This window comes from Halomonas sp. S3-1-1 (assembly GCF_023757625.1).
Lineage (GTDB): Bacteria > Pseudomonadota > Gammaproteobacteria > Pseudomonadales > Halomonadaceae > Vreelandella.
Genome location: NZ_JALGBZ010000009.1, coordinates 21643 through 45830 on the forward strand (window position 1 = coordinate 21643; position 24188 = coordinate 45830).

At 62.8% G+C, this 24188-nt stretch carries 25 protein-coding genes; 5 read left to right on the plus strand and 20 right to left on the minus strand.

Features of this window, described 5'->3' with window-relative positions; translation table 11 throughout:
• Window positions 1-35: 35 nt before the first annotated feature.
• From MQW23_RS18515 to MQW23_RS18540, 6 genes are all read right to left on the minus strand, one after another.
• Window positions 36-1877: an autotransporter domain-containing protein gene (locus MQW23_RS18515; protein WP_252109701.1), complete on the minus strand. Its 1842-nt coding sequence runs from the start codon at window positions 1875-1877 to the stop codon at window positions 36-38.
• A gap of 248 nt (window positions 1878-2125) precedes the next feature.
• The gene (locus MQW23_RS18520) at window positions 2126-3352 is read right to left on the minus strand and encodes a metal-dependent hydrolase family protein (RefSeq protein ID WP_252109702.1); all 1227 of its coding nucleotides are present in this window, start codon (window positions 3350-3352) and stop codon (window positions 2126-2128) included.
• 23 nt (window positions 3353-3375) lie between these two features.
• Window positions 3376-4683, minus strand: a complete 1308-nt coding sequence (locus tag MQW23_RS18525; RefSeq protein ID WP_252109703.1) for a TRAP transporter large permease — start codon at window positions 4681-4683, stop codon at window positions 3376-3378.
• Between the two features lie 10 nt (window positions 4684-4693).
• Window positions 4694-5194, minus strand: coding sequence for a TRAP transporter small permease subunit (locus MQW23_RS18530; protein ID WP_252109704.1), 501 nt, complete (start codon window positions 5192-5194; stop codon window positions 4694-4696).
• Complete coding sequence (locus tag MQW23_RS18535; RefSeq protein WP_252109705.1) at window positions 5191-5820, minus strand: TetR/AcrR family transcriptional regulator; 630 nt, start codon at window positions 5818-5820, stop codon at window positions 5191-5193. Before MQW23_RS18535 ends, MQW23_RS18530 begins: the two co-directional genes overlap by 4 nt.
• 61 nt (window positions 5821-5881) lie before the next feature.
• Window positions 5882-7018: a C4-dicarboxylate TRAP transporter substrate-binding protein gene (locus tag MQW23_RS18540; protein WP_252109706.1), complete on the minus strand. Its 1137-nt coding sequence runs from the start codon at window positions 7016-7018 to the stop codon at window positions 5882-5884.
• A 182-nt stretch (window positions 7019-7200) separates the two neighbouring features.
• Here MQW23_RS18540 and MQW23_RS18545 point away from each other — a divergent pair, with 182 nt between their 5' ends.
• Window positions 7201-7923, plus strand: a complete 723-nt coding sequence (locus tag MQW23_RS18545; RefSeq protein ID WP_252109707.1) for an AzlC family ABC transporter permease — start codon at window positions 7201-7203, stop codon at window positions 7921-7923.
• Window positions 7920-8228 carry an AzlD domain-containing protein gene (locus MQW23_RS18550; RefSeq protein ID WP_252109708.1) on the plus strand — a complete coding sequence of 103 codons (309 nt, stop codon included), beginning with the start codon at window positions 7920-7922 and terminating at the stop codon, window positions 8226-8228. Before MQW23_RS18545 ends, MQW23_RS18550 begins: the two co-directional genes overlap by 4 nt.
• A 15-nt stretch (window positions 8229-8243) precedes the next feature.
• Here MQW23_RS18550 and MQW23_RS18555 read toward each other — a convergent pair whose 3' ends face one another.
• The 5 genes from MQW23_RS18555 to MQW23_RS18575 all read right to left on the minus strand — a co-directional run bounded on the left by MQW23_RS18555 (window position 8244) and on the right by MQW23_RS18575 (window position 11863).
• Complete coding sequence (locus MQW23_RS18555) at window positions 8244-8687, minus strand: hypothetical protein (protein WP_252109709.1); 444 nt, start codon at window positions 8685-8687, stop codon at window positions 8244-8246.
• The gene (locus MQW23_RS18560; RefSeq protein WP_252109710.1) at window positions 8684-9244 is read right to left on the minus strand and encodes a cysteine hydrolase family protein; all 561 of its coding nucleotides are present in this window, start codon (window positions 9242-9244) and stop codon (window positions 8684-8686) included. The genes MQW23_RS18555 and MQW23_RS18560 overlap by 4 nt, the downstream gene beginning before the upstream one ends.
• A 67-nt stretch (window positions 9245-9311) precedes the next feature.
• Window positions 9312-9695, minus strand: coding sequence for a nuclear transport factor 2 family protein (locus MQW23_RS18565; RefSeq protein WP_252109711.1), 384 nt, complete (start codon window positions 9693-9695; stop codon window positions 9312-9314).
• 169 nt (window positions 9696-9864) lie between these two features.
• Entirely contained in the window at window positions 9865-10308 is a 444-nt protein-coding gene (locus tag MQW23_RS18570) for a hypothetical protein (protein ID WP_252109712.1), read from the minus strand.
• A 112-nt stretch (window positions 10309-10420) separates the two neighbouring features.
• On the minus strand, window positions 10421-11863 hold the full coding sequence (locus MQW23_RS18575; RefSeq protein WP_252109713.1) for an alkaline phosphatase: 1443 nt from the start codon (window positions 11861-11863) through the stop codon (window positions 10421-10423).
• 180 nt (window positions 11864-12043) lie between these two features.
• On the opposite strand from MQW23_RS18575, the gene MQW23_RS18580 reads away from it, so the two are divergent.
• Complete coding sequence (locus tag MQW23_RS18580) at window positions 12044-13129, plus strand: PA0069 family radical SAM protein (RefSeq protein WP_252109714.1); 1086 nt, start codon at window positions 12044-12046, stop codon at window positions 13127-13129.
• A gap of 6 nt (window positions 13130-13135) precedes the next feature.
• On the opposite strand, the gene MQW23_RS18585 is transcribed toward MQW23_RS18580, so the two are convergent.
• Together MQW23_RS18585 and MQW23_RS18590 are read right to left on the minus strand one after the other, a co-directional pair.
• Window positions 13136-13387 (minus strand): hypothetical protein, encoded by a 252-nt coding sequence (locus MQW23_RS18585; RefSeq protein ID WP_252109715.1) that lies wholly within the window; start codon window positions 13385-13387, stop codon window positions 13136-13138.
• Between the two features lie 10 nt (window positions 13388-13397).
• Entirely contained in the window at window positions 13398-14570 is a 1173-nt protein-coding gene (locus tag MQW23_RS18590; protein ID WP_252109716.1) for a Na/Pi symporter, read from the minus strand.
• A gap of 144 nt (window positions 14571-14714) precedes the next feature.
• On the opposite strand from MQW23_RS18590, the gene MQW23_RS18595 reads away from it, so the two are divergent.
• Window positions 14715-15026 carry a winged helix-turn-helix domain-containing protein gene (locus MQW23_RS18595; RefSeq protein WP_252109717.1) on the plus strand — a complete coding sequence of 104 codons (312 nt, stop codon included), beginning with the start codon at window positions 14715-14717 and terminating at the stop codon, window positions 15024-15026.
• Here the strand turns inward: MQW23_RS18595 and MQW23_RS18600 are convergent.
• Genes MQW23_RS18600 through coxB form a run of 5 tightly spaced genes read right to left on the minus strand, consistent with a single transcriptional unit; the run spans window position 15023 to window position 22194 of the window.
• Complete coding sequence (locus MQW23_RS18600) at window positions 15023-15973, minus strand: bile acid:sodium symporter family protein (RefSeq protein ID WP_252109718.1); 951 nt, start codon at window positions 15971-15973, stop codon at window positions 15023-15025. The genes MQW23_RS18595 and MQW23_RS18600 overlap by 4 nt on opposite strands.
• The gene (locus MQW23_RS18605; protein WP_252109719.1) at window positions 15970-18201 is read right to left on the minus strand and encodes a heavy metal translocating P-type ATPase; all 2232 of its coding nucleotides are present in this window, start codon (window positions 18199-18201) and stop codon (window positions 15970-15972) included. The genes MQW23_RS18600 and MQW23_RS18605 overlap by 4 nt, the downstream gene beginning before the upstream one ends.
• A 22-nt stretch (window positions 18202-18223) precedes the next feature.
• On the minus strand, window positions 18224-18580 hold the full coding sequence (locus MQW23_RS18610; RefSeq protein WP_252109720.1) for a hypothetical protein: 357 nt from the start codon (window positions 18578-18580) through the stop codon (window positions 18224-18226).
• A gap of 3 nt (window positions 18581-18583) precedes the next feature.
• A complete protein-coding gene (gene ctaD / locus MQW23_RS18615) occupies window positions 18584-21127 on the minus strand; it encodes a cytochrome c oxidase subunit I (protein ID WP_252109721.1) in 2544 nt (847 codons plus the stop codon).
• Window positions 21124-22194: a cytochrome c oxidase subunit II gene (gene coxB / locus MQW23_RS18620; protein ID WP_252109722.1), complete on the minus strand. Its 1071-nt coding sequence runs from the start codon at window positions 22192-22194 to the stop codon at window positions 21124-21126. The genes ctaD and coxB overlap by 4 nt, the downstream gene beginning before the upstream one ends.
• Before the next feature lie 35 nt (window positions 22195-22229).
• On the opposite strand from coxB, the gene MQW23_RS18625 reads away from it, so the two are divergent.
• The gene (locus tag MQW23_RS18625; RefSeq protein ID WP_252109723.1) at window positions 22230-22691 is read left to right on the plus strand and encodes a DUF2231 domain-containing protein; all 462 of its coding nucleotides are present in this window, start codon (window positions 22230-22232) and stop codon (window positions 22689-22691) included.
• A gap of 63 nt (window positions 22692-22754) precedes the next feature.
• Here MQW23_RS18625 and MQW23_RS18630 read toward each other — a convergent pair whose 3' ends face one another.
• Window positions 22755-23180 carry a CopD family protein gene (locus tag MQW23_RS18630; RefSeq protein ID WP_252109724.1) on the minus strand — a complete coding sequence of 142 codons (426 nt, stop codon included), beginning with the start codon at window positions 23178-23180 and terminating at the stop codon, window positions 22755-22757.
• A 193-nt stretch (window positions 23181-23373) separates the two neighbouring features.
• On the minus strand, window positions 23374-24180 hold the full coding sequence (locus tag MQW23_RS18635; protein WP_252109770.1) for a DUF2797 domain-containing protein: 807 nt from the start codon (window positions 24178-24180) through the stop codon (window positions 23374-23376).
• Between the last annotated feature and the right edge of the window lie 8 nt (window positions 24181-24188).

Sequence of the window (24188 nt, forward strand, 5' to 3'; positions counted from 1 at the left end):
AACGGCCTTGAAACCACCAGGACTTACTTACTGATTCAGAAGCGCTTACCCAGACTCAAGAACAGCGCGCTGCTGCGGGCGTCGTCGACATCGACATTGGCACCGATCTGAGCGTCGATCCCACCGAGCGTCGCGCGAGCGCCTAAATCCAGCTCGACGTAGTCGCGGTCAAGATCGAGCCGGGGTACGCGGTAATCGCCTAGCTGCGGCAGGGTTTGCAGGGTGGCGCTGGCGCCATCGCTCTTTTCGAATTCGCGGTTGTAGCTGAGCTGCAGGTAGGGGTTGAACGTCGGCCCGTCGCGTCGGATCTGCCAGCCCAACCGGCCCACCAGTGAGTCGACATCCCGGTCGGGATAGGTAAGCGCCGTCGAGGAGCGCGCGGTTTCATCAAAGCCGTCGAGCTCGACGCGCTGCCAGGTGAGCCCGGCGATGGGGCCGGTTTTTACATCGCTTCCGGCAATGGAAAAGGCGCTCACATCGACGCCGGCGTTCAGCGCCGCCGTCAAATTTTCACCCTGCGTAGACCCGCTGTGGCGTCGAGTGGCGCTGCCCAGTTGAACGTCGCGGTCGATATCGACATCGAGCCAGGAGTAGCTCAGCTGGGCGTTGGCCCAGGCGCTGTCGGTGTACCAGCCGGTAAACAGCCCAAGCGTCGTGTCCTGGCGCTGAAAGCTTCCGCGGCCGCCGCCAAAGTCGGCGTCCTGATCGCCGTAGCCTGCGAACCCGCCCATCACCCAGCCGTTTTGATACCAGTCCACGCCCAAAAGCCCCGAGGGCATGTTGGCATCATACAGATCGCTCGAATCAGGCTGCTGGCGCTCGGCACGAAGATCGCCCCACCAGCGCAAGCCGTTATCCAGCGGTACGGCATTCAAGTGCTCGGCTACACGATTGGCGCGGGTTCGCCCGCTAATCACCGCCGAGTGAGTCACCAGCTGCTGCAATTGCGGCGCCTCAAGCATCGACACCACGACCTCGCCGATGATGCGATGGGTGGCGGGCGTGGGGTGAACCTCGTCGGCGAACATGTAGCGCTCACCGGCCTCCGGTGCTACCAGCGTACCAGGATTACAAAGCGGCAGCGCCTGGGTACAGGCGGACTCCGTAATGTTGGTAAAACCATAGCGGCCGGGCTCCGCGGCGACCTCCTGAAGAAGCGAGAAGGTATCGACGGGTATGACATCGACCCCGCTGGCCGCCACCGCTGCGTAGAGCGTTTCGTTGTACTGATCGGCAAGCGCGGTGGCACCGGCGCGGGTGGCCGGGTCGCCGTTGAAGCGTGGCGTCAGCCCGAAATCGGGAATATTGAACAGCAGCACGTGCTGCGCGCCGGCGTTTTCGAGCGCGGCAGCGGCCTGGGCGGTGCCCACGGCGGCATCACGTATGATGCTGACCGCATCGCCCCCGGCGCTCACCGCGAACAGGTCATTGGCGCCGGCCCAAACGGCGTAAAGCGTATCGCCGTCGGCGACGCCGCCGGTCGCCTGTAGATAGCTCGCGACCTGGTCGCTCAGCGGCGGCGCTGCGCCGAACAGAACGCTCGAAGGCGCCGTTACTCGAGCGCCGCCCGCGGCGTAGTTGTTACCCCCGGCGCTACTGGGAGCGGCATTGCCGCCAAAGTGGCCTGCGACACGCTCGGCCCACACCGGCCCTGGGTTGACGGTAAAGCGCCCGACGAAATCACGCTGGCCAGGCGGCAGCGACAGCAGTCGCGCGATGGGTTCACGGTAGTAGCCGCTGTCGGTCAGGCTATCGCCAAAAAAGACGGTATCGTTGAAGGACTCATCGAACGTCGTGGCGGCAAGCGCCGAGAGCGGCAACGCATTGACGGCGACGAGAATACTCAGCGCCAGGCGCCGGTAGCGAAACGTTGGCATGACAGTGATCCCTGATGGCTGTTGTTATAGATTGCAGTTTGCAGATTACAGGTTGTAGTTCGCTGAGCGATCGCCGACGGGAGCTTTAGGCAGCGAGTAACGTTTAGCGATGTCTGATGTTATGGCACAGCGCCCTGCCCGCTGCAAGAAGGTCTGCAGTCGATCAGCAGGGCGGGATTTCGCCCGCTTCACATAAAAAAACCGCCGACGCGAAATCACGTCGGCGGTTTTTAAAACCTACGGCGGTTTTAAAGCGCGTTCTTGTACGCCACGCCCGCTTTCATGATCATCAAAAGCTGCTCGTCGGGCTTGGTGAGCACGGTGATATCGTCCAGCGGATTGTCCTTGAGGATGATGACATCGCCGCGGGCGCCGGGAATGATTTCGCCGAAATCGCCTACACAGCCGTAGGCATCCGCGGCGTGGCTGGTCGCGGCGCGGATCAGCTCGTCGGCGGGCACCACGTCCTTGCGCAGATTGAACTCATTGAGCTGATGGACCTGCATGCGCCCGAGCAGGTCGGAGCCGTAAAGCATCTTCACGCCGTGCTCCTGAGCCATTTCCAGCGCCTTGCCGCCGGCCTCGAGCACTTCGAACACCTTGCGCTGAAGCTCCTCGGCCATGCCCGCCTCGACCCCTTCGCGCGCCAGCGCATCGTAGGTGCTCAGCGTCGGCGTCAGGTAGGCGTCGTGTTCGAGGAACAGACGGCAGCTCTCTTCGTCCATCAGGTTGCCGTGCTCGATGGTTTTCACGCCGCGCGGAATCAGCCGGTTGATAGCGCGCGCCGTATAGGCGTGGGCCATGGTGTGGATGTTGGCAGCGGTGGCTTCCTCGACGATGGCGTCGATCTCTTCCAGCGAGAACTGGGTGCTGTCGATACGGTCGGTGGGTGAAGCGACGCCGCCCGAGGCCATGATTTTGATCTGCGTGGCGCCCTTGCGGATCTCGTCGCGGGCGGCCTGGCGTACTTCACTCACGCCATCACACACGCGGCCAAGGCCGGCGCAGCAAAAGCAGCCTTCGAACGTTTGCTGTCCCGGCCCGCGCATATCGCCGTGGCCACCGGTTTGGGAGAGCGCGCGACCGGCGTACATGATCCGAGGGCCGGGAAGCGCGCCTTCGTCCACCGCACGGGCCAGGCCGTAGTCTGCCCCGCCGGCGTCGCGCACGGTGGTGAAGCCGCGCATCAACATGGCTTCAAGCAGCTCCGAGGACTTGGCGCCCACGTAGAACGGCGACAGCGTCCCCAGCAGTGCAAAGTTGGGCGTGATCGCGGTGACGTGGACGTGAGAATCCACGAGCCCGGGCATCAGGTAATGCCCTTTGACGTCGATCACCTGATCATCGCTGCCCTCGAGCGGGGTGGCGCTGACCGCGTCGATACGGCCCTCCTTGATACGCACTTCGTGGTTCGCCAGTACCTGACCGCTGCGCGAGTCGATGACGTTGGCGTTGATGAAACGAATAGTGGACATGGGTGCTCCTTGGAGTGAAGACGTCAAAACATTTTCTGCGGAAGATAGAGAGAAAGCGCGGGGATCAGCACGATGAGCAGCAGCGCGACGATGTCCATGAGAATGAACCAGCTCACGCCCTTGAAGACCTCGTTCAAGCTGACGCTATTACCCAGCGAGCCCTTAATCACGTAGACGTTAAGCCCGATGGGCGGCGTGACCAGCCCGACTTCCAGAAGCTTGACGACGATGATGCCGAACCAGACCAGGTTGAGATCCGCGCCTTCCACCAGGGGCAGAATCAGCGGCAGGGTCAACAGCAGCAGACCGATCGAGTCGATGAACATGCCAAGAATCAGGTAGATCAGCGCGACCGCCAGAATGATCCACCAGGTCTCGGTGCTCACGCCCAGAATCAGCTCGGAAAACGCCGAGGGCACGCCGCTCATCGCCAGGAAACGGGTGAAAAAAAGCGAGCCGATAAGAATGATGAAGATGCTGGCGGTGCTCACCGCCGTTTGCGTCACCGCCTCGCGCACGGCGGCAACGGTGAGCGTGCGTCGTGCCAGCGCAATGACCGCCGCAATGGTCGTTCCCACGGCACCGGCTTCCGTCGGCGAGAAGATACCGGTGAAGATACCGCCGAGCACCAGAGCGATCAGAAGCGGCAGCGGCCAGATGTTCTTGAACGCGTCCCATTTCTCGCTCCAGCTCGAGCGCACGTTGGCGTCTCCCGCCAGACTCGGGTTGAGCTTTGTACGCACCATGATCATGACGATGTAGAGAAGCGCCGACAGCACGCCGGGCAGAAAGCCCGCCATGAAAAGCTGACCCACGGAGACCTGGGCGTATACCCCGTAGAGCACCAGCAGTACGCTGGGCGGAATGAGCGAACCCAGCGTACCCGACGCAGCCACGGTGCCGGTGGCCAGGCCCTTGTCGTAGTTGTGCTTGAGCATTTCCGGCACGGCGATGCGCGACATGGCCGCCGAGGTGGCCACGCTCGAGCCCGACGCGGCGGCGAAAAACGCCGAGGCCATGACGCTGGACACCGCAAGCCCGCCAGGAAGGCGCGCCAGATAAAGCCGCATCGCCTGAAAGAGCCCTTGGGTCATGTTGGTGGTCGTGCACAGATAGCCCATGAACAAAAACATGGGGGCAGCGGTTAGCTCCCAGGTGCCGGCAAAATCGAACGGCGTGGCAGAAATCATGCCCCAGGCCACGCGCATGCTGGTCATCTCGCCGATACCGAGAATCGATACAAGTCCCAACGCGATGCCGATAGGCACGCGCAGGGCGATCAGGGCCAAAGCGATGGCAATGCCTGCCACGCCTATCTCAATATTACTCATGGAGTTGCTCCTACAGGGCTTGGCGCAGTCGCACTGCCTTGATCATGTTGGCGAGAATGGCCAGGCACATGGCGGCGAAGCCGGCCGGCAGCGCCCAGCGGCTGGGCCACAGGTAGAACGTGAAGTTGGCCATGGCCGTTTCCTGGCGCAGCGTGGCCCGCAGGGCGTCCAGATAGCTCTGATAGCAAAGCATGCCGAAGTAGATCAGCCCTAACGAACCCGCAAAAAGATAAAACGCCAGCTGCACTCCCGCGGGAAGGCGCCCCACGACGACATCGACACTGATGTGCTCGCGCTGGAGCTCGACGTAGGCAATCGGCAGAAAGACCACCGCGACCATGTAATAGAACGAGACAAACTCGAGGGTGCCGGTGAAGGACTTACCGAAGAAAAAGCGTAGCGCCACGTCCAAAGAAACGTGAAGCGCCATCAGGATCAGAAACAGCGCGGCCAGTACCAGCGCACTCTTGGCGACCCATTGGCTCAAGGATTCAACGATGCGCGCGATCATACAGTCTCTCTTGTCTTCGCCGGGGAAGATGAAAAGCCAAGTTCGATGAGGGCATCCCTCCAGAAAATCAGCATGTCGCGGTAAAGCTCCGGGTCGTCGCGCCATATGCTTTGCGCGCCCATGCCGCGCATCATGCAAAGCGTGGCGTTCAGCGCCACGCGGTTTTGCCGCGATGTATGCCTGGAGCTTGCCACCAGCTGTTCCCAGATGGCTTCCAACGAACCGTTGAACCTGGCTGCAAGGGGAATGAGCACCTTCATGATGTCGGGGTCGGTACGTGCGGCGCTTAGATACTCAAGCGTCACCATGTACAGATCCCCCTTGAAGTGCTCGTGAAGTACTCTCAAGAGGCTGTCGAAATCGAAGTTTCCTTCACGCACGCTGATCGTCAGCTGGCGAACGCTCTCGACCTCGCGGTTGAGCAGGTCCTCCAGCGCCGACTGCATCAACAGCGTCTTCGACGGGTAGTGATGAACCAGCGCCCCTCGAGAAACACCGGCCTGACGAGCGACATCCACGGTCGAGGTGTCACGAATGCCCTTGGCGAGGACGCATTCGATCGTTGCCTGCATCACGCGCGCCTGGGTATTGCGTGAACGCTCTTCCTGATTCTGTCGCTTCGTCATGACGGTCCCTTATCGATCTTGTAGATATTGGCTGGCTTTAAAAAAGCCACTCTACGTCAAATCAATAAATGCCGTAATCCGCCGGGAGCTTGCTGTAGATTTCGTCCATCGCCAACTGAGCCAGCGCTTCTTCATCGGTGCGATCGACCCCTTCCAGCAGGGTTTGCCACTTGTCGATGGTGGCGAGGAAATCGTCGATCAGCGCTTCGGGGTCTTCCACGCCGTACTCGTCGCGCGCCTTGTCGTAAACATCCGACAGCGCTTTTTCGCGGAAGGCTTCGACGGAAGCCATCAGGTCCTCTTCCGGCTCGTAGACGTTGTTGCCGTGCTCTTTCGCCTCTTCGATGGCGGACTCCGCGGCACTGATGAACTGAACCACCATGCGCGTCATGGCCTGAGCGGTGGCCTGTTTGAAGACATCGCGCTCTTCATCGGTCAAACCGGCCCAGAAGCCCTCATTGAAGCCCCACTGCGGGCCGGACCAGTACATGCCGGTAGGCAAGAGCGTGGTGTGTTCCGCCACTTCCCACAGCGACCGGTCGATCAGGTCATTGGCCGCGTTGGTCGCGCAATCCAGCGAGCCGCGGTCGAGGCCGCTGTACATTTCGCTGGACGGCACGTTGACCGGCGTACCACCCGCCTCTTCCACCCAATTCGATACGGTCGAACCTGCGGTGCGAATGCGCTTGCCACGCAGCTCTTCGAGATTACGTACCGGCTCGCGGCAGAACATGACGTAGGGCGGCGTGCTGTAGGCGCCCAGATAAACGATACCGAGATCTTCCCACTCCGCCAGCTGGGTCGGGTTGTTCATGCTGAAATCGGTAACGGCGAGAATGCTCACCAGCGGGTCGGCATAGTTGAAGCCAAGCTCTTGTACGGCGTTGGCCACCGGCATTTCGGACGGCGTATAAATAGCCGCGTGGTGCGCGACCTGGACGATGTTGTCCTGAATGCCCTGAAGGCTTGCGCGAGGCGCAAGCAGCACCGTACCGGTATAGACGTCGGGTTTGAGGTCTCCCCCGGAGAGCTCTTCGACCATTTCCGCCCACTCGATATAGCCGTAGCGTGAATGGGGGTGCTGCTGATCGTAGAAGGAGTTAGCGATGAAAGACGTTTCTGCCTGGGCCGTAACGCTTAAAGCGGGCAGGACGAATGCAGAAACGGCAACCGCGAGTGAAGTACGCTTGAAGTTCATAATCAGGTTTCCTGGAGCGAGTTAAACCATCATTATTAATGTTATGTTATTACGTATATAACGCTTGCAAGTTTCAAACTTTAAAGCGTTAGTGCAGTATCGAATCTAAACTTATGAATAAATAAAAACAAGCAGGCCTGTTTGTTTTTTCTGAGGAGCTTTCTCTCATTGCCGGTAAATCCATGATGGGTCAACAAAACGAGACAACGCTTACTATCGCCGGAACCTGGCAAGGCATCCGCCTAATGCTGCCACTGGCGTTTTTTACCATCGCCTTTGGGCTCGCCTTCGGCGTTGCGGCCTCGCACCAAGGTCTCGCCGCTTGGCAAGCACTGTCGATGAGCACGCTGGTATTCGCCGCACCTTCGCAGTTCGCCGCGCTGGAACTTTGGCATGCGCCGCTTCCCCTGCTGGCGCTGGCGGGTACGACGCTTGCGATTCACACCCGGCACATGCTGATGGGCGCCTCGCTCTACACTTGGCTTGCGCCGTTACCGCCCCTGAAGAGGTTTGCGGTCATTTTCCTGGTCACGGATTCGAACTGGGCGCTTGCGCTCTCCAAATACCAGCAGGGCGAGCGCAACGTCGGCATTTTGCTAGGCGGCGGTATCGCACTTTGGGCGGCATGGGTGTTGGGGACCGGTGCGGGGCTCATGTTCGGCGGTGGCATCACTCACCCGGAGCGCTTCGGGCTCGATATGATCATGCTCTGCTTTTTGCTGGTGATCGTCATCGGCAACCGGCCCCGGGCGTTCATGGTGCTGCCCTGGCTTGCGGCGGGCACCAGCGCGCTGCTGGCGTACTGGTGGCTGCCGCCCTTTCTCCACGTCATGGTGGGGGCGCTGACCGGCGGGGCCGTCGCGGTACTGCTTGCCCGATACCAGGCCATGAAGGTGAGCCAATGAACACGCCGGCGGTCTGGTCGTCGCTTGCGGCCATTTCGATCATGGTGGTCATCGGCTATGGCTCGCGGGTGCTGGGGCTGATCGTCATGGCGCGCCTGACGCTTGGACCGAACGTGCGTCTTTTCATCGACGCCATGTCAAGCTCGGTGCTCATCGCCATCCTGACGCCGATGATCGTCCACAGCGATCACGCCACTCGCGTCGCCGCCCTTGCGGCGGGCCTGGTGGCGGTCGCGTTAAAAAGTCCGCTCGCTTCCATCGCCGTGGGCATCGTCTGCGCAGCGCTTTGGCGCTGGCTGTTCTAACGCTTTAAAAAAACGCTATGCCCCTGCGCTCACCGCCTGGCAGGTCGTTTCTTCGCCGGTCTCCTTGAGGCGCAGGGTCATGGTGTGTTCATCGAGAGAGACCACCTCGATCGGCGCCGAGGGCGCCTGGTAGAAAGCGCGGCTTGATTCGAGAAACGCCGGGGTCAGTAGGCCGATTTCATCGAGTTCGACGCTGAGTTCGACCTCTTCCGGGTAAGCGATGAACGAATGCCCGGCCACTTCCTTATAGCCGCTGACGAAGACCCGCAGCCGCGAGCGCGCATCGTCGTCACCCTGCTGGTACTCGAGCACCAGCGTCTCTTCGTAATCAAGGTTTCGCGTCGTCGAGACGTGGCTTTGAATGTGTTCCTGCATGCCGTCCTCGTACTCGGCGCTCGAGGTACACATCCAGTCGCCCAGCCCGAATATCGACATGCTCGCCAGTGCCAGTTCGATCATTTTTTGGTGACCTCGCCAAGTATCTCGTCGGTCGAGCGAATGCGTGCGTACTCGCCCTCCAGGTTCGCAAGCGACATGGCGTGAACCTCGTCGGCGGTGCGCTCTACCCCGGCGAAGTCACGTTTGGCGAAGGTGAAAGTGGCGTCATGAACGACCGCGACATCGAAGCCGAGATTACCCGCGCTTCGCGCGCTGGCCTCCACCGAGTTGCTGGTGCTGACCCCCACGATGACCAGGCGCTGAATATCGCGCACGCGCAGCCAGCGCTCGAGATTCGAATGGATAAAGGCATCGGGAACGTTCTTCTCGACCACATGCTCGGTCTTCCGTGGCGCAAGCGCCGGCTGAAACTCGGCGCCGCTTTGCCCCGGCCAGAAAGTGGAGTCTGGAGATCGGGAGATATGGCGTACGTGAACGACGGGGGCACCTGCATCACGCCACACGCCGAGCAAGCGCACGATGTTCGCCTCGGCGCAGGCATTGTTGCGAGCCCCGGCGGCGGGGTCGCTCATGCCGCGCTGCATGTCGATGATGAGCAGAGCAGTAAGCTCGAACATGAATAAGCCCTTCAAAAATGAAAACGCCAGGCTCGAATAGCCTGGCGTTTTTCAAGTGCCGTCAACCTTACAGCATGCGCGGAATTTGCGAAGAGTGGTGGTGCAAAATCGGCGCTTCTTTCGAAAGATCGACCACGTAGCTAAAGCGCGCCTCGAAGTTCAAAAGCTCGCCTTCGACCTCAAAACGCCAGTTGTAGAGGCCGGTCAGCGCGGCGATGGTCTCGGATACTTCCTGAATGATCAGGGTCTTTTCGTGCAGCGTAATGCTCAGACCCGGGCGCGCGCCCAAGCGCTCGAAATAGTCGCGGTGCTTCTCGCGGGTGTTGGAAATACGGTTGGAAAAGGTAGGAATCAGTACGGCGTTCTCATCGTAGAGCGATAGCAGGGTTTCGACGTCGGCGTTATTGATTGCCTGCATCCACTCGTTGAGCACGTCATGGGGAGTTCTCATATGACTAACGACCTCTTTAACCAATGTCGGTGACCTGATGCCGCGGGCTCAAACGGCGGTGACCTTTTACGACAGTGACTTTGCAAGCCCATCATTCTTATACCAAAGATGTAGCGCGTACTATCTTACCCAAATCGACACGCGAGCGCATGGCGAGTTCCGCGATTCATCAAAATTGTCGAAATCGCTCAAAGAGCTTCGCCATGGCGGTGGCCCCGAATACCAGCGCCAGCCCTAACAAAAGCGCGATAAGCGAACCCGCATCGAGCCCACCGCCCCACTGCCAGCGCGAAATGACTCCGCTCAAGTGCTGCACCACGAGATAGACGCCGATCAGAAAGCTGCCCGCGCGCACGAGCCCCCTCTCGTCCAGCGCGCGCTCATCGCTCGGATCATGTGGGTGGAGCCTTTGCGCCAGCGCCGGCGCCTTGAACCACAAAAGCGCGCCCAGCAAAAACGGCAGTAGCAGACTGGCGGTGAACAGTATCCGCCAGGACTCGATTTCATCCGCCGAGGCGAAGGCCGCAGGTAGCGATGAGAGGATCGCCATTAGCGGCCTGACCACCAGATAAACGGCGAGAAGGCGAATCGCGATGATCGAAAAGGCGTGCATGTGTGCTCCCGGCAAAACCTTCAGCATACGTGTATCGAAGGCACTCTAAAACACGCCCAACACAAAGTCCCCGACGATGGCTCGCCGGGGGCTTTGTGCTTTCGCAAGCGCGTTACTGTGCGTCGCTGTCTTCGTCGATACCGAGTGCGCTCATCGCGGCGCGGAAGACGTCGGTGTTGTCCAACCACTGCTGAGCGTTTTCGTCCACGTTGTAGGTGGAGAGCCCTTCATCGCGCTGGGCCACGTCGAGGAAGTAGTCAGCGCCGGCGCCCTGGGCGTAAAGCGGCACCAGCTCGCGGGTGTGGTTATCCGAGTGCCAACGCACCAGCGGCAGCGCGCCGGCGCCCTGGCTTACGACCGGGCTGTAGGCGTTCTGATCCGAATCCGGGCCCTGCAGCAGGCCGTTGCCGTGGTCGCTGGTGACGATGATCATCGTCTCATCCCAGTCGCTGTTCGTCTCGACCCACTCGACCGCGGCTTCGACCGCCTCGTTGAAATCGACCTGCTCCTCGACCAGGCGCGGCAGATTGTTGGCGTGGGCGGCCCAGTCGACGGCGCCGCCTTCGACCATCAGGAAGAAGCCTTCGTCGTTTTGCTTGAGCACCTCGAGCGCGCCACGGGTCAGCGTCGGCAGGCTCGGCACGTTGTCGAGCAGGTCACCGGCGGCCACGCCCGGGCGATTGAACTGAAGCGTCGCGTGGTTTTGCGCCACGCCCAGCACCTTGTCGCCCTCGAGGGTCAGCTCGCCATCTGCCAGCGCCTCGAAGTCGTCGCGGCTTTCGATCAGCTGGTAATCGGTGTCGCCGTCGACCAGACGCTGCCAGGTGGCTTCGCCGCCTACGTAGCGAAAGGCGTTTTCGTCCGGATTTTCGACCGCGTTGCCGGCGTCGTCGAAATACGGGTGGCCGGCGCCGAACACCACGGTGGCAAGGCCGGAATCGATGATCTCTTCACCGAGTGCTGCGTATTCGTTGCGGCTGGCGTTGTGGCCTAAAAACGCAGCGGGGGTCGCGTGGCTCAGCTGCACCGAGCTCACCACGCCCAGCGCTCGGCCGCTTTCGACCACGTACTCGCCGATGTTCTTCATCCGTTCGTCGTTGTTCGACCAGTTGATGGCGCTGTTGTAGGTTTTCTGGCCGGTGGCCAGCGCGGTGCCGGCGGCGGCGCTGTCGGTGAAGTTCTCGCGGGCGTAGTTGTAGCCGGCGAAATAGCTGTCGTAGTCGCCCAGCTTGCCCTCGAAGCCAACGCCGTCGGCCGCCTCATCGCTCCAAAGCGCTTCGGGGTCGAAGGTGACCGCCCCTTCGTCGCTCATGGTCGGCTCGGTCGCGGTGGTCAGCGGGTAGGTAGCGGCAAACACCTGGGTGTCGAAGTCATCGTACACTTCGTGCCCCAGCCCTCCATGGCGGTAGTAGCTGGCGGCGCGGAAGGTTTCGATACCCGCGCCGTCGGTGATCATCAAAATGACGTTCTTTGCACTGTTTTGCTGGGCAAGCGCCGACGTGGCAAAAACGGATCCTAGAGCAAGCGCGAGCGCGCAGCGTTTGAAAGCGACCATGCTGTTCGTCCAAGTCATTGATTAAGAGAGACTTAAATTAGTGATGCCAGATGACAGAGGGATGAACGTTTAGCCCCATTTCAATGACACCCCGTTCACCATGCCCAGCGGTTGTCTTTAGCGTGACCAGCCATATACTGTATATTTATACAACAACCCTATTGCCGATCGGAGAGCGTCATGGCGGATTCACGCGCCCTGCCCCCGGGCAGGATCGTTCACAAGGGCCGCGGGGCGACGTTCGACCCGCACAACCGCTTCGCGCCGAGTGTCAGCGTCGAGGAGCCTGACGGCTGGTGGCAGGAGCACGCCCCTTTAAGCCTTGCCACCGAGGTACGCGAGGAGCCGAGCAAAAGCGCGCTTTCGTGGAACGGCTCGCCGGATCTCTCCTTTGATCGCTCGCTCAATCCTTACCGCGGCTGCGAGCATGGCTGCATCTACTGCTTTGCCCGCCCTTCCCACGCCTACTGGGACATGTCGCCGGGGCTGGACTTCGAGACCCGGCTGATTGCGCGCACCGGCATGCTCGATCACCTGCGCGAGGAGCTTGCGAAACCCAGCTACGTCTGCCGGCCGATCAACCTTTCTGGCAACACCGACTGTTACCAGCCGATCGAGGCGAAATACCAAACCACTCGGCGCCTGCTCGCGTTTTTGCTCGAATGCCGCCACCCGGTCACGCTGGTGACCAAGGGAAGCCTCGTACTGCGCGATCTGGATCTTCTAAAACAGATGGCCGAGCACCGGCTAGTGCGGGTGCTGGTGAGTCTGACGAGCCTGGACAGCGACTTGAAGCGCACCCTGGAGCCGCGGGCAGCCTCGCCTAAGGCGCGGCTAAAGGTGATTCGCGAACTCAGCGCCGCCGGGGTGCCGGTGGGGGTTTTGATCTCGCCGGTGATACCGGGGCTGACCGACCACGAAATCGAGCGGCTGATCGAGGCGGCCCGCGGCGCCGGCGCGCGCACCGCAAGCTGGATGCTTTTACGCCTGCCGCGCGAGGTCGCGCCGCTGTTTGAAGAGTGGCTGGTGGCCCACTACCCCGAGCGCGCCGACAAGGTGATGAGCCTTATTCGCCAGTGCCGGGGCGGCAAAACCAACGAGGCGGCGTTCGGCAAGCGCTTTCGCGGTGAAGGCGTGTTCGTCGACATGATCGAGCAGCGCTTCAAGCGCGCCAGCCGCCAATGGGGCATGCAGCCCCGCCCCGAACAGGGCCTCAATACCCGCGACTTCAGGCCGCCCCGCGCTCAGGGCGACCTGTTCGACTAGCCAACGCTATTTGGGCGGGCCGCGCCGCGTTCTGAGTTCGTCGAGCACCAACGCGAAGAAGCCGCGAATCTCCTGAAGCCTCGGCCTGGCCTCGACCATCAGGGTATCCATCTTCTCGAGTTCCTGGGTCTGGGCCTCTCGGGCGTCGAGCTCGGCGCGAATCTCGTCGATGATCTCCACCGAGTCGTTCAGCATCGCCTTGAGTTCGGCGGTCGAGGTGGTGTGCAGGCTTGGCCTGGAACCTTGTTCAATACTCATGGCGCCCTCCTTACAGTACGGTAACGGCGATCAGCATAGCCGGCAGCGCGATGAACACGCCCAGCACCCACCCGGCGGCCAGCGCCTTACGCTCGGCGGCAACCCGGCCCAGCCACTGTGCGCCTTTCACTGGCAGCAGACGCAGAAACGGCAGCCCGCCGATGATCAGCACCGCGCACAGATTGAACAGCAGATGCACCAGGGCGATCTCCAGCGCCAGAAGCGCCGTAGCCCCCGAAATTGCCGTGGCGGCCAGCAGCGCCGTCATGGTGGTGCCGATGTTGCTGCCGATAGTGAACGGGTAGATCTGGCGCAGCGTGAAGGCGCCGGAGCCGGCCATGGGCACCATCAGGCTCGTCGTGGTGGACGAGGACTGCACCAGCATCGTCACCAGCGCCCCGGAAGCCACCCCGGTGAACGGCCCGCGGCCGATGGCGCTGAGCATGATTTGCCTAGCGCGGCCGACCATCAGCGTCTTCAAGAGCTTGCCGATGTAGCGAATGGAGAGAAAAATCAGCGCCACGCCGATGACGATCAGCGCGATACCGCCCGCCACCGCCGGCAAGCTCGACACCAGCTGGCCGGCAGTGTCCGTCACCGGGCTGGTCAGTTGGCCCACGATATTGACGTTATCCAGCGAAAGATCGGCATCGCTGTAGAACGCCCCGGCAACCGCGCCGGCCATGCGCTCCAGCGGGTGGAACAAAATCTCGATGGGGAGCAGGATCACCACCGCGAGCAGATTGAAGAAGTCGTGCACGGTGGCGGCGGCAAAGGCGCGGCGAAACTCGTTCTTATCGTTGACGTGGCCCAGGCTCACCAGCGTATTGGTCACCGTGGTGCCGATGTTCGCCCCCATGACCATCGGCACCGCCACCGCAACCGGCAGCCCCCCGGCCACCATACCAACGATCACCGAGGTCACCGTCGAAGAGGATTGGATCAGAGCGGTGGCGACGATGCCGACCATCAGGCCGACGAAGGGGTTGGTGGCGAACTCGAACAGGCGCTCGGCGTGATCGCCGGTGGCGAGCTTGAAGCCGTCGCCGACGATGGATACCGCGCAGATCAGAAAGTAGACTAGCAGCACGAGCGTGAGCCACTGGCGCAGGCGGCCCTGCTTCTCCTTTTGCGCCGGTCGAGCGTATTGATCCGGCGCGGCGCGATGGGTCGTCTCTACCATGGTGATCCCTCCGGCGGTTGGCAACGTGGGGCACGTTTACCCAGTCACGTTGCGCGCCGCAGGTGACAGCCTGATGACGCCCACATGACGGCGCCCGCTTATTGTTGATATCGCCCCCTTTGAACCACCGAGCCGGAACGCCTGATGACACAGCCCTTCAACAAGCCTTTAAGCAAGACCAGATCGAGTTTCTACCGCCGCCTCTACGTGGCCCACCTGATCGACCAGGGCGTGGCCAGCGTGCCGGCGCTAATGGAGGCCACCGCTATGCCCCGACGCACCGCTCAGGACACGATCAAATCTCTCGACGAGCTCGATATCGTCTGCGTGTTTGAGGGGCAAGACGGCGAGCGGCACAACATCGGCCGCTACGTGATCGAGAGCTGGGGCGCGATCGACCGGCGCTGGGTAACAGAGCACGCCACAAGGCTGGGCGAGGCGCTGGGCTACTGCTAGCGCTTATCGGTCACTCTGGCGCTAGCGTGGCGGCGGACGAGCAGTCTGGCCGCCAGCGGCGAGGTGATCATCTGGATGACGGCGAAAAACGCTGCGGGAATGGCAATTTCCGGCGAAAGCCCGGAGGCCGCGACGAACGCCGCCGCGATGCTGAACTCCTTTTTGCTCGTAGTGAAAAGATACGCCACCACCTCTGCCCGGTCGTCGGTGATCAGCCTGGACGCCATGCCCACCGCGTAGCCCGCCAGGTTCAAACACAGCGCCGCAGCGGCGATCACCAGAGCAAAAGCGCCGTACCCCAGAATGGTCGCGGCGTTGGGCCCCACTACCGCCAGCAGTATCAGCAGATAAATGATAGAGCCCAGCCCAGCGTAGTGGTCGTCGAAGCGCGCGAAGGTGGCGCTAAACCGGGTGCGCAGCGCCACGCCCAGAAGCGTCGGAACGAAGACGATCAATAAAAGCTCGACGACGATGGCATAAAGCGGCACGTTGAGTTCGATGCCGGTGAGCCCGAGAAACAGCAGCGGCACCAGTAGCGGTGACAGTGCCGTATTGATCGCGTTGAATACCGCCGCCATCGCCACGTTGCCGCGCGCCATCAGCACCAGAAGCGGCGATGACACGTCAGTGGGAAGCGTGCCCAGAAGCGTCTGCCCCGCGGCCAGCGCCCCGGTGCCGAAAAAGAGCCGCCCGGTTGCCCAGCCCAGAAGCGACATCGGCCCGTACACCAGACAAAGCGCCCACAGCGGCCGCGAGGGGCGGCGCAGCACCGCACCGACCTGGTGGGCATCGAAGGTCAGGCTGATGACGAACATCAAAAGTGCCAGTAGCGGGCCAATCAGCGGGGCCAGTGCCATGCCCGCCGGCGGATAGAGCAGCCCCAGCGCGGCCACGGCGATGACCAGCCACAGAAGCTGCGCCTCGACCCAGGCGATGGCCCGACTCACGGTGAAGCCTTTGCGGGGTCGGCCTCAACCGGCGACCAGGCAAGCCGGGCGGCGTTGAGCGTCACGCTTAAAGAGCTGGCCGCCATGGCCAGCACCGCCGCCAGCGGCGGCACCGCCATAACGATGACCAGCCCCAGCGCCAGGGTGTTGTACACCGCCGAAAACGCCAGGTTCTGGCGCATGACGCGGCGGGTGCGCCTGGCCAGGCGCAGCAGCTGCACCACGCCGCCAACGCCTGGGCGCAGCAGCTGGGCGGCGGCGCCTTCGCGGGCGGCGCCGCTTGCCTGCATGGGCGCCACGCCAACACCCGCGGCGGCCAGGCACAGCGTATCGTTAACACCATCGCCCGCATAAAGCGTGGGCGATGCAAGCCCCGCCAGCAGCCGCGCTTTCGCCTCCGGCGAGCGCTGGGCGTAGCAAGCATTCGGCGCCAGGCCCACCTGCTCACCCAGCCAGCTCACCGCGCCCTGGCGGTCGCCGCTGATCAGCGCGGTAAGATAGCCCTGCTCTTGCAGCGCGCGAAGGCTCGCTTGGGCGTCCTCCACCGGCGGGTCGGCGAGATAAAACGTCGCCAGCCACCCCAGCTCGTCGGCCAGCACCACCTGGGAGGCGAAGGCGTAATCGCCCTGTTGTTCAGAGCCTGCAAGCGTAACGCCGCGCTCGCCAAGCCATTTAGCGCTTCCCATCCACCAGCGCTCGCCGCTCTCGAATGCGATCACCCGCCCGGCGCCGGCGACCTCCTCCAGGCGCGCCACGTCGCTTGTACGCTGCTCAACGTTTTTCTCATCGGCGCTTTGGTTTGCCCAGCGCAACAGCCCTTGGGCCAGCGGGTGCTCGCTCTGGCGGGTGGCGGCGACGAGCTTGTGATGAAAATCAGCGGAGTGCGCATCACGAAACTCGGCGTGAACGACCCGGTGGTGGCCGGCGGTGAGCGTACCGGTTTTATCGAAGGCCACGGCGCGCACCCGGGCTAACGTCTCGAAAGCGCCGGGCTCGCGCAGGGCCACGCCGCGCTGCAGCGCCTGGTCGCTGCCGGCTAGCGTTGCCAGCGGCACGGCCAGCCCCACCGCGCAGGGGCAGGCGACCACCAACACCGATAGCGCCCGTACCACCGCCTCTTCAAGGCTCGCGCCCAGAATGAACGCCACGGGTAGCGTGATGAGCGCAAGCAAAAGCGCGACGGGGCTTAGCCAAGCGGCAAAGCGGTCGGCCAGCTTGTGAAGCTCGCCCTTTTGGGTTTGCAGCAGGCGCATCTGCTCGCACAGGCGATCCCGGCGCCGCTCGCCGGGCGTAGCGCCCACCCGAAGCCGAAGCGCCGTTTCGCCGTCGGCCTCGAGAAAGCGGTAACCCGCGTAAACTTGCTGGCCGGCGACCAGATAGCGCGGCACGCTTTCACCAGAGAGCGTGGCGGTATCGAACCAGCCGGCGCTCATCAGCTCGCCATCGAGCAGCAGGGTCTCGCCCGGCGTCAGGCGCTGAACCTCATTTAGCCGCGCCGCGCTGAGCGGATACGACTCGATTCGCCCTTCCCGCTCGAGCGTCACGTCGGCTGGTGCCAGCGTTAAGGCCTCGAACGCTTTCAGGCCCCGCTGGCGACAAAGCGTTTCGGCCAGCCGCCCCACCAGCAAGAGCGCGATCAGCATAACGGCGGTATCGAAGTACACCTCGACGGCGCCCTGCGCGAGCAGCCAGACCGACACCGCCATCGCCCCTAGCACGCCCAGGCTCACCAGCACGTCCATCCCCGGCCGGCGGGCCATCAGCGTGCGAAACCCGGCGCGGTAGAACGGCACGCCGGCGTAGAGCACCACGGGCAGCGAAAAGGCGCCGGAGATCCAGGCCATAACCAGCTCGATACGCCCCGCCGGTACGGCGCCGGCGTAAATCAGAATCGAGGCGAGCATCGTCCACATGCCAAATACCGCGGCGACGCCCAAGCGAAGACTCAGGTAGCGCCCCTCTTTCTCCAGCCGCTCGGCGGCGTCCTGCACCGCTTCGAGCTCGCTTAGCCGGTAGCCGATGCGCGAGACCCGCGGAGCGAGCGTACCAAGCGCCACGGCCCCCGCCTCGCCCTGCACGTACACCGTGGCGGTGGGATAGTGAACGCTTGCCTGGGTAATGCCGGGCGCGCGCTTCAAAACGCCTTCGACGGCGAGCGCGCAGCTGGTACACCACATGCCGTGCAGACTAAAAAGCGCGGATTGGCCGGCGGGCGCGTGCTCGCTCATAAAATCGATCGTTTCAATGGCGTTATAAACAAGGCGGCATGCCGATGATCGGCATGCCGGTGAACACCACCCCGAAGGCGGAGAAGAGATAGAGCCCGGCGGAGACCAGCGCGTTGAAGCGCGGGCGCCCGGTGAGCTCGCGGCCCCCTTTCCAGCCGGCCCATGCAAGCCACACGAGCAAGGCGGTGGTGGCGACGCTGAAAATCCCAAGCCCCAGGTTGAGGCCTGTCAGTGAGCCTTGATCCGGCGTCGGCGGCGCCACGGCGCAGGCCACCGACAGCCCGCCGTACACCGCCACGAACCAGATGCTCCAGAGCGTCAGACCGATGATCAGATGCGCCGGATGGCCAAGGTGGAGTCGTTTGAACGCAGTTTGCATCGCTTAGCCTCCCATCACGCGGGGCAGCACGCCGAGCGCGCCGACCAGCACCCAGAACGTTACCAGGTTGTAGCGCCAAAGCTGTACCACCACCGCGGGTTCGAAGGGCGCGTGGGCGCCCACGTAGCCGCAGCGTACGCGAAGCCCCTGCATCGCGGTGAGGATCATCGCCAGCGCCCCGTGGAACAGCGCGTACACCAGCCCCACCAGCAACACCGCGTCGTGGCTGGTTTGGGTGGGCTCGAGCCCGGCACTCAGCAGCGACCAGAGCACCAGCCCCACCTGCACCGCGCCCAGCAGCGCGCTCAGGTAGAACCCACGCATCAGGCCGCTATCGCGGCGGGCGCGAAGCCCGCGCACCAGCTTCTCCATAATGCTGGCTCCCACAGTGAGCGCCACGCCGGCGCCGACCAGCACCAGCAGCGACAGCGGCGACGCCTCGGGCATGCGCCACTCGGGTGAGACGGTCCAGAGATAGAACCAGCCGAAAAGATACGAAAGAAACAACGAGCCGTTGGCGATCGAGAACGTCGCCATCGCCCACACGCCCGGCCCGCTCATGGTGCGCGAGTGCAGGGGCGGGTCGCCTTCGTTGACCTCGGCGTCCGGGGCGGCTTTCGGGTGGGCGCCGTTCTCCCAGGACCAGCGCAGCAAGAACAGCCCGGCGACGATCACGAACACCGCGGCCACAGGGTAGAGGCGCGTCAGCAGGCTAATACAGACCACGGCCAGGGCCAGCGCGGCGAGAAACGGCCACCAGGAGTTGCCCGGCAGGTGAACGATCTCGCGCACCTTGCCAGTGATCGAATCACTCCCCCACATCTCGCGGCGCCCATGGCTCGCTACCGCCAGGCCGTGCTTGCCTTCGGCCATGGTGCGGGGGAGATCCGGGTTGTCCCACAGCGGGTGGCGGGTTTCGATGTTCGGGAGGCTGACGAAGTTGTAGGCACTGGGCGGCATCGCGTTGGCCCACTCCAGCGTGTCGGCGCCCCAGGGGTTATGTTTGGCCGGCTTGCCGAAGCGAAAGTGCAGCGCGATATCGATCAAGACCATGGCGATACCCGCGGACATCACGAAGCTGGCAACGGACGAGAGCAGGTTGAAGATCTCCCAGCCGTTGCCAGCTTCATAAGTGTAGATACGCCGCGGCATGCCCAGAAGCCCGGTCCAGTGCATGATCAAAAACGTGCCGTTAAAGCCCAAAAAGGTGAGCCAGAAGCCCCAGCGGCCAATGGTTTCCGACGGCATGCGCCCGGAAAAGAGCGGCAGCCAGTAGTAGAAGCCCGCCATTAGCGGAAAGAGCATGCCGCCGACCAGCACGTAGTGCATGTGCGCGACCACGAAGTGAGTGTCGTGCACCTGCCAGTTGAACGGCACCAGCGCCAGCATCACGCCGGTCAAACCGCCGCAGACGAAGATGATCAAAAAGCCAAGCACCCAGAGCATCGGCAGTTTGAATTTCGGCTTACCCAGCCAAAGCGTGGCCAGCCACACGAACACCTGAATGGCGGTGGGCACCGCCACCAGCATACTCGCCGCCGAAAAGAACGCCTGAGCGAGCTGGGGGATTCCCACGGTGAACATGTGGTGCACCCAAAGCCCGAAGCTGATGAAACCGGTGACGATGATCGCAAACACAACCCAGCCGTAGCCGACGATCGGCCGGCCGGCAAACACTGGAATCAGTGTCGAGATCACCCCGGCGGCGGGCAGAAAGATGATGTACACCTCCGGGTGGCCGAAGAGCCAGAAAAGGTGCTGCCACAACAGCGGATCGCCGCCGCCGGCCACCTGAAAAAACGGCATGCCGACCGCGCGCTCGAGTTCGAGCAAAATACTGCCCAAAATCAACGGCGGAAACCCGACCACGATCATCAACGCCATGGCGAGAATGTACCAGGCGAACAGCGGCATCTTGTGCAGCGCCATGCCCTGGGTGCGGGTACGGAGAATCGACACGACGATTTCGACCCCGGCGGAGAGCGCCGAGATTTCGACGAAGGTAATACCCAGCAGCCAAAAGTCCGAACCGAGCCCCGGCGAGTACTCGCTGCTCGAAAGCGGCGTGTACATGAACCAGCCGGCGTTGGGCGCCATTTCGATGACCAGGCTCGAGGCCAGAATGATGCCGCCAAATAGATAGCAGAAGTAGCCAAGCGAGGTCAGTCGCGGACAGACCAGATCGCGGGCGCCGATCATCTTGGGGATCATGTAGATCGCCAGGCCCTCGAGCACGGGAATGGCGAACAGAAACATCATCACCGTGCCGTGCATGGTGGTGACCTGGCTGTAGATATCCGGCGTCATGAAGTTCTGATCGGGCGTGGCGAGCTGGGTGCGTATCAGCATCGACAAAATGCCGCCGAGCAAGAAAAACGCCATCCCGGTGATCATGAAGCGCAGACCGAGCGTGGTGTGGTTGACGATGGTCAGCGCCTTGATGCCGCGCGGGTTGCCCCAAATTTCGTGCAGGTCGTCGTGCAGCGTGCGGCCGTCCTCCGGCTCTTGCGGGTCCTGAGGCGTCGCTTGACGATTGATGGTTGTCATGGGGTTAAAGTCTCCAGCCAGGCACCCAGGTCCTGCAGCGTGTCGTTATCCAGATCGTCGTGGCGCGGCATCAGGTTGTTGGGCTTGAGCGTCTGATGGTTTCTCAGCCACTGGTAGATCGCGCCCTCCTCCATGGCCATTACCCCGGCGCCCAGAGCTTCACGGCTACCGACATCCGAGAGATTCGGGCCGATATTGCTCGCGCTGATGCCCGCTACCTGATGGCAGCCGGCGCAGAATTGGGTGAAGCTGTCGCGGGCGGCATCGAAGGCCGCGTTTTGGGCGGCAAGCTCGGCCAGCGCCTCGTCGCTTCGCGCGGCAAGCCAGGCGTCGAACTCGGCGCGCGGCAGCGCCTCGACGTGCAGGTGCATGTGGGCGTGGCCCACGCCGCAAAGCTCGGCGCACTGGGCACCGAACACGCCGGGCTCGTCGGCCTCGAGCCGAATGCGGTTGATACGCCCGGGCAGCATGTCGATCTTGCCGCCAAGGCGCGGAATCCAGAACCCGTGGATGACATCGGCGGCGGTGACGTGAAAGTCCACCGGCTCGCCGGCGGGCATCATGAGCTGGTTGGCGGTGACGACCTCGCCGCCTTCAGCGCCCGGGTAGCGCACCTCCCACCACCACTGATGCCCGATGACCTCGATCACCTCCGGCGGCTCGTCCAGCGGCAGCGTCAGCATGCGTTTGCCGGTGGGCACGCCGAACATCAACAGCGCAATGACCGTGAGCGTGGGCAGGATGATGCCGCCGCCAATGATCCAGCGCCGGCCGATGCGTCGCTCCTGGGCGGGAGTGCGGGCAACGTGACGCTTTTTGAAGGTGTAGAGCCAAAGCGCGATCACGGCAATGAACACGACGGTTCCAAAGCCGAGCATGACGAACCAGATCAGGCGGATATCGCGCGCCGCCGGCCCCGCCGGGTTCAAGATCGAGTGGTCGCCGCCGCAGCCGGCCAACAGCAAGAGCGCGGCCAGTAAAACCGTTAACGCGGCCAGGTTGACCCGCCGTCGCGATGCGCGTTGAATACGCCTAGAGGGCGGCGCCGCACGGTTATGTTCCCTCATACTCTTTTCCCTTTGTCTGCCCACAGGACGTGTCCATGACATCCACTCCGCAGCGTTCCATAAAAAGCCGCGCCTCGCTGGCCGGCCACCCGCTTCATCCGGTCATGATCCACTTTCCGGTGGCGGCGTTGATGGCGCTGGTCGCAAGCGATCTGGGTTACTGGTACACCAATGATCCGTTCTGGGAGCGTAGCGGCCTGTGGCTGGCCGGCGTCGGCGCCTTTGGCGGCTGGATCGCCTCGATCGCCGGCATCATCGATCTGGTCACGGTGTCGCGCATTCGCCGTTTGATCACCGGCTGGAGCCACGCCATCGTGGCCGTGGTGATGCTTTCGCTGGCCTCGCTGAACTGGCTGTTGCGCCTGAACTCGCCGGAAGCCATTCTGCCCTGGGGGCTGGCGGTATCGCTGGTCACCGGCGCCCTGATCGCACTGGCCGGCTGGCTGGGCGGCCAGCTCGTCTACGAACATGCGGTGGGTGTCGACGTCGACGAATAAGCCCGGCCCACGGCGCACGTTAGCGCCCCACTCTCGCTGGAAGACCTTCTCGTTTCTCATCGCCTAGCCCCACGCCAGGGGCTTGGCCAGCACGAACCCGAGCACGCCGAAGATCCCCAAAAGGCTCAGCAGAAGCCCCAGCAGCGTTGCGGTTTTGACGCCGCGGTAGATCCCCATCTCCAAACGCAGAATCAGCCAGCCGAAGGCGCCGTGAGCGGCCACCATCAGCACCACCGCGCCGAGCTTTAAAATCAGCCAGCCGCCCATCAAATCATGAAGTAGAAACAGCAGGGTGCCGGAGCCGATCGCCAACAGCGCCGCGGGGGTGGCGACGGTGTTATAGAAAAAACGCGGCATGGGCGGGGTGCCCTGGGCAAAGCCTGCATCACGGCGAAGCGCCAGGCTGTGATTCAAAAGCGCCGGGAGATACAGCAGCGAGCCGCACCAAACGACCAGCGCTGCGATATGGAGAAGTTTTAACCAGGGCATCACGGCGTCCTTGCAATGCTAAAAAGCGCTTTTAGAAAGCACGTCAGATGAGCACGTCGAATCCGCTGGAGGGCCGAGCCAGCCAGAGCGCTTGTCACCAAGTGAGTGTTGCCTGAGAACTTGCGCCCGCCTCTGTCGGGCCGGTCGAAAGATCCAGAGCTGCTCTTACCTTAGCCAACCGGTGGCGGGCTGGCTAGCCGGGCGAGTCAACGCTTACGCGGTAGCCGGTGAACTTGCGCAGGTTGATCACGCCGGTATCGAAGATCAGGTACTGGCCTTTTACGCCGTTTAATACGCCCTCGACCACCGGCTGCTTATCGAAGTTGTGCGAGGCGATCTTGCGGGGGAACACCTCGACCGGGTAGCGGATATCCAGCGGGGTGTCATCGAGTACTCGAATTGCTTCCTGCCCGTAGGTCTCGCGCAGCGCGTCCAGACCGCTGGCAACGGTTTCGAGCAGCCGGTCGCGCTCCTGAATTAGGTCGAGCGGTTCGACCTCGCCCTTGAGCATGGCGCGCCAGTTGGTGCGATCCGACACGTGCTCCTTGAACAGCGTTTCGACGAAGCCGGACTGTTGGCGGCTGGCCACTTCCATGATCGGCAGCGCCTGAATGGCACCCTGGTCGATCCAGCGGGTGGGCATGTTGGTTTTGCGGGTGATACCCACCTTGAGCCCGGAAGAGTTGGCCAGGTAGACGATGTGCGGGGTAAAGCAGTGCGCCTCGCCCCACTCCGGCTCGCGGCAGGTGCCCTGAAAGTAGTGGCAGGTTTCCGGCTTCATGATGCAGGTGTCGCACTGCGCCAAGCGCTTGAAGCACGGGTAGCAGTAGCCCTGGGCGAAGCTCTTGTTGGTTTTGCGCCCGCAGTGAGTGCAGGCGATGTGGCCTTCAAAACGCAGGCGTAGCGGCGTGCCGATGCGCTCGTTGAGCGCCAGGCGCTGCTCGCCGGCGCGCAGGTGATAGCTCACCTCACTGCTTTGCGCATCGAGCGTGCCGGCCATTTTGCTCA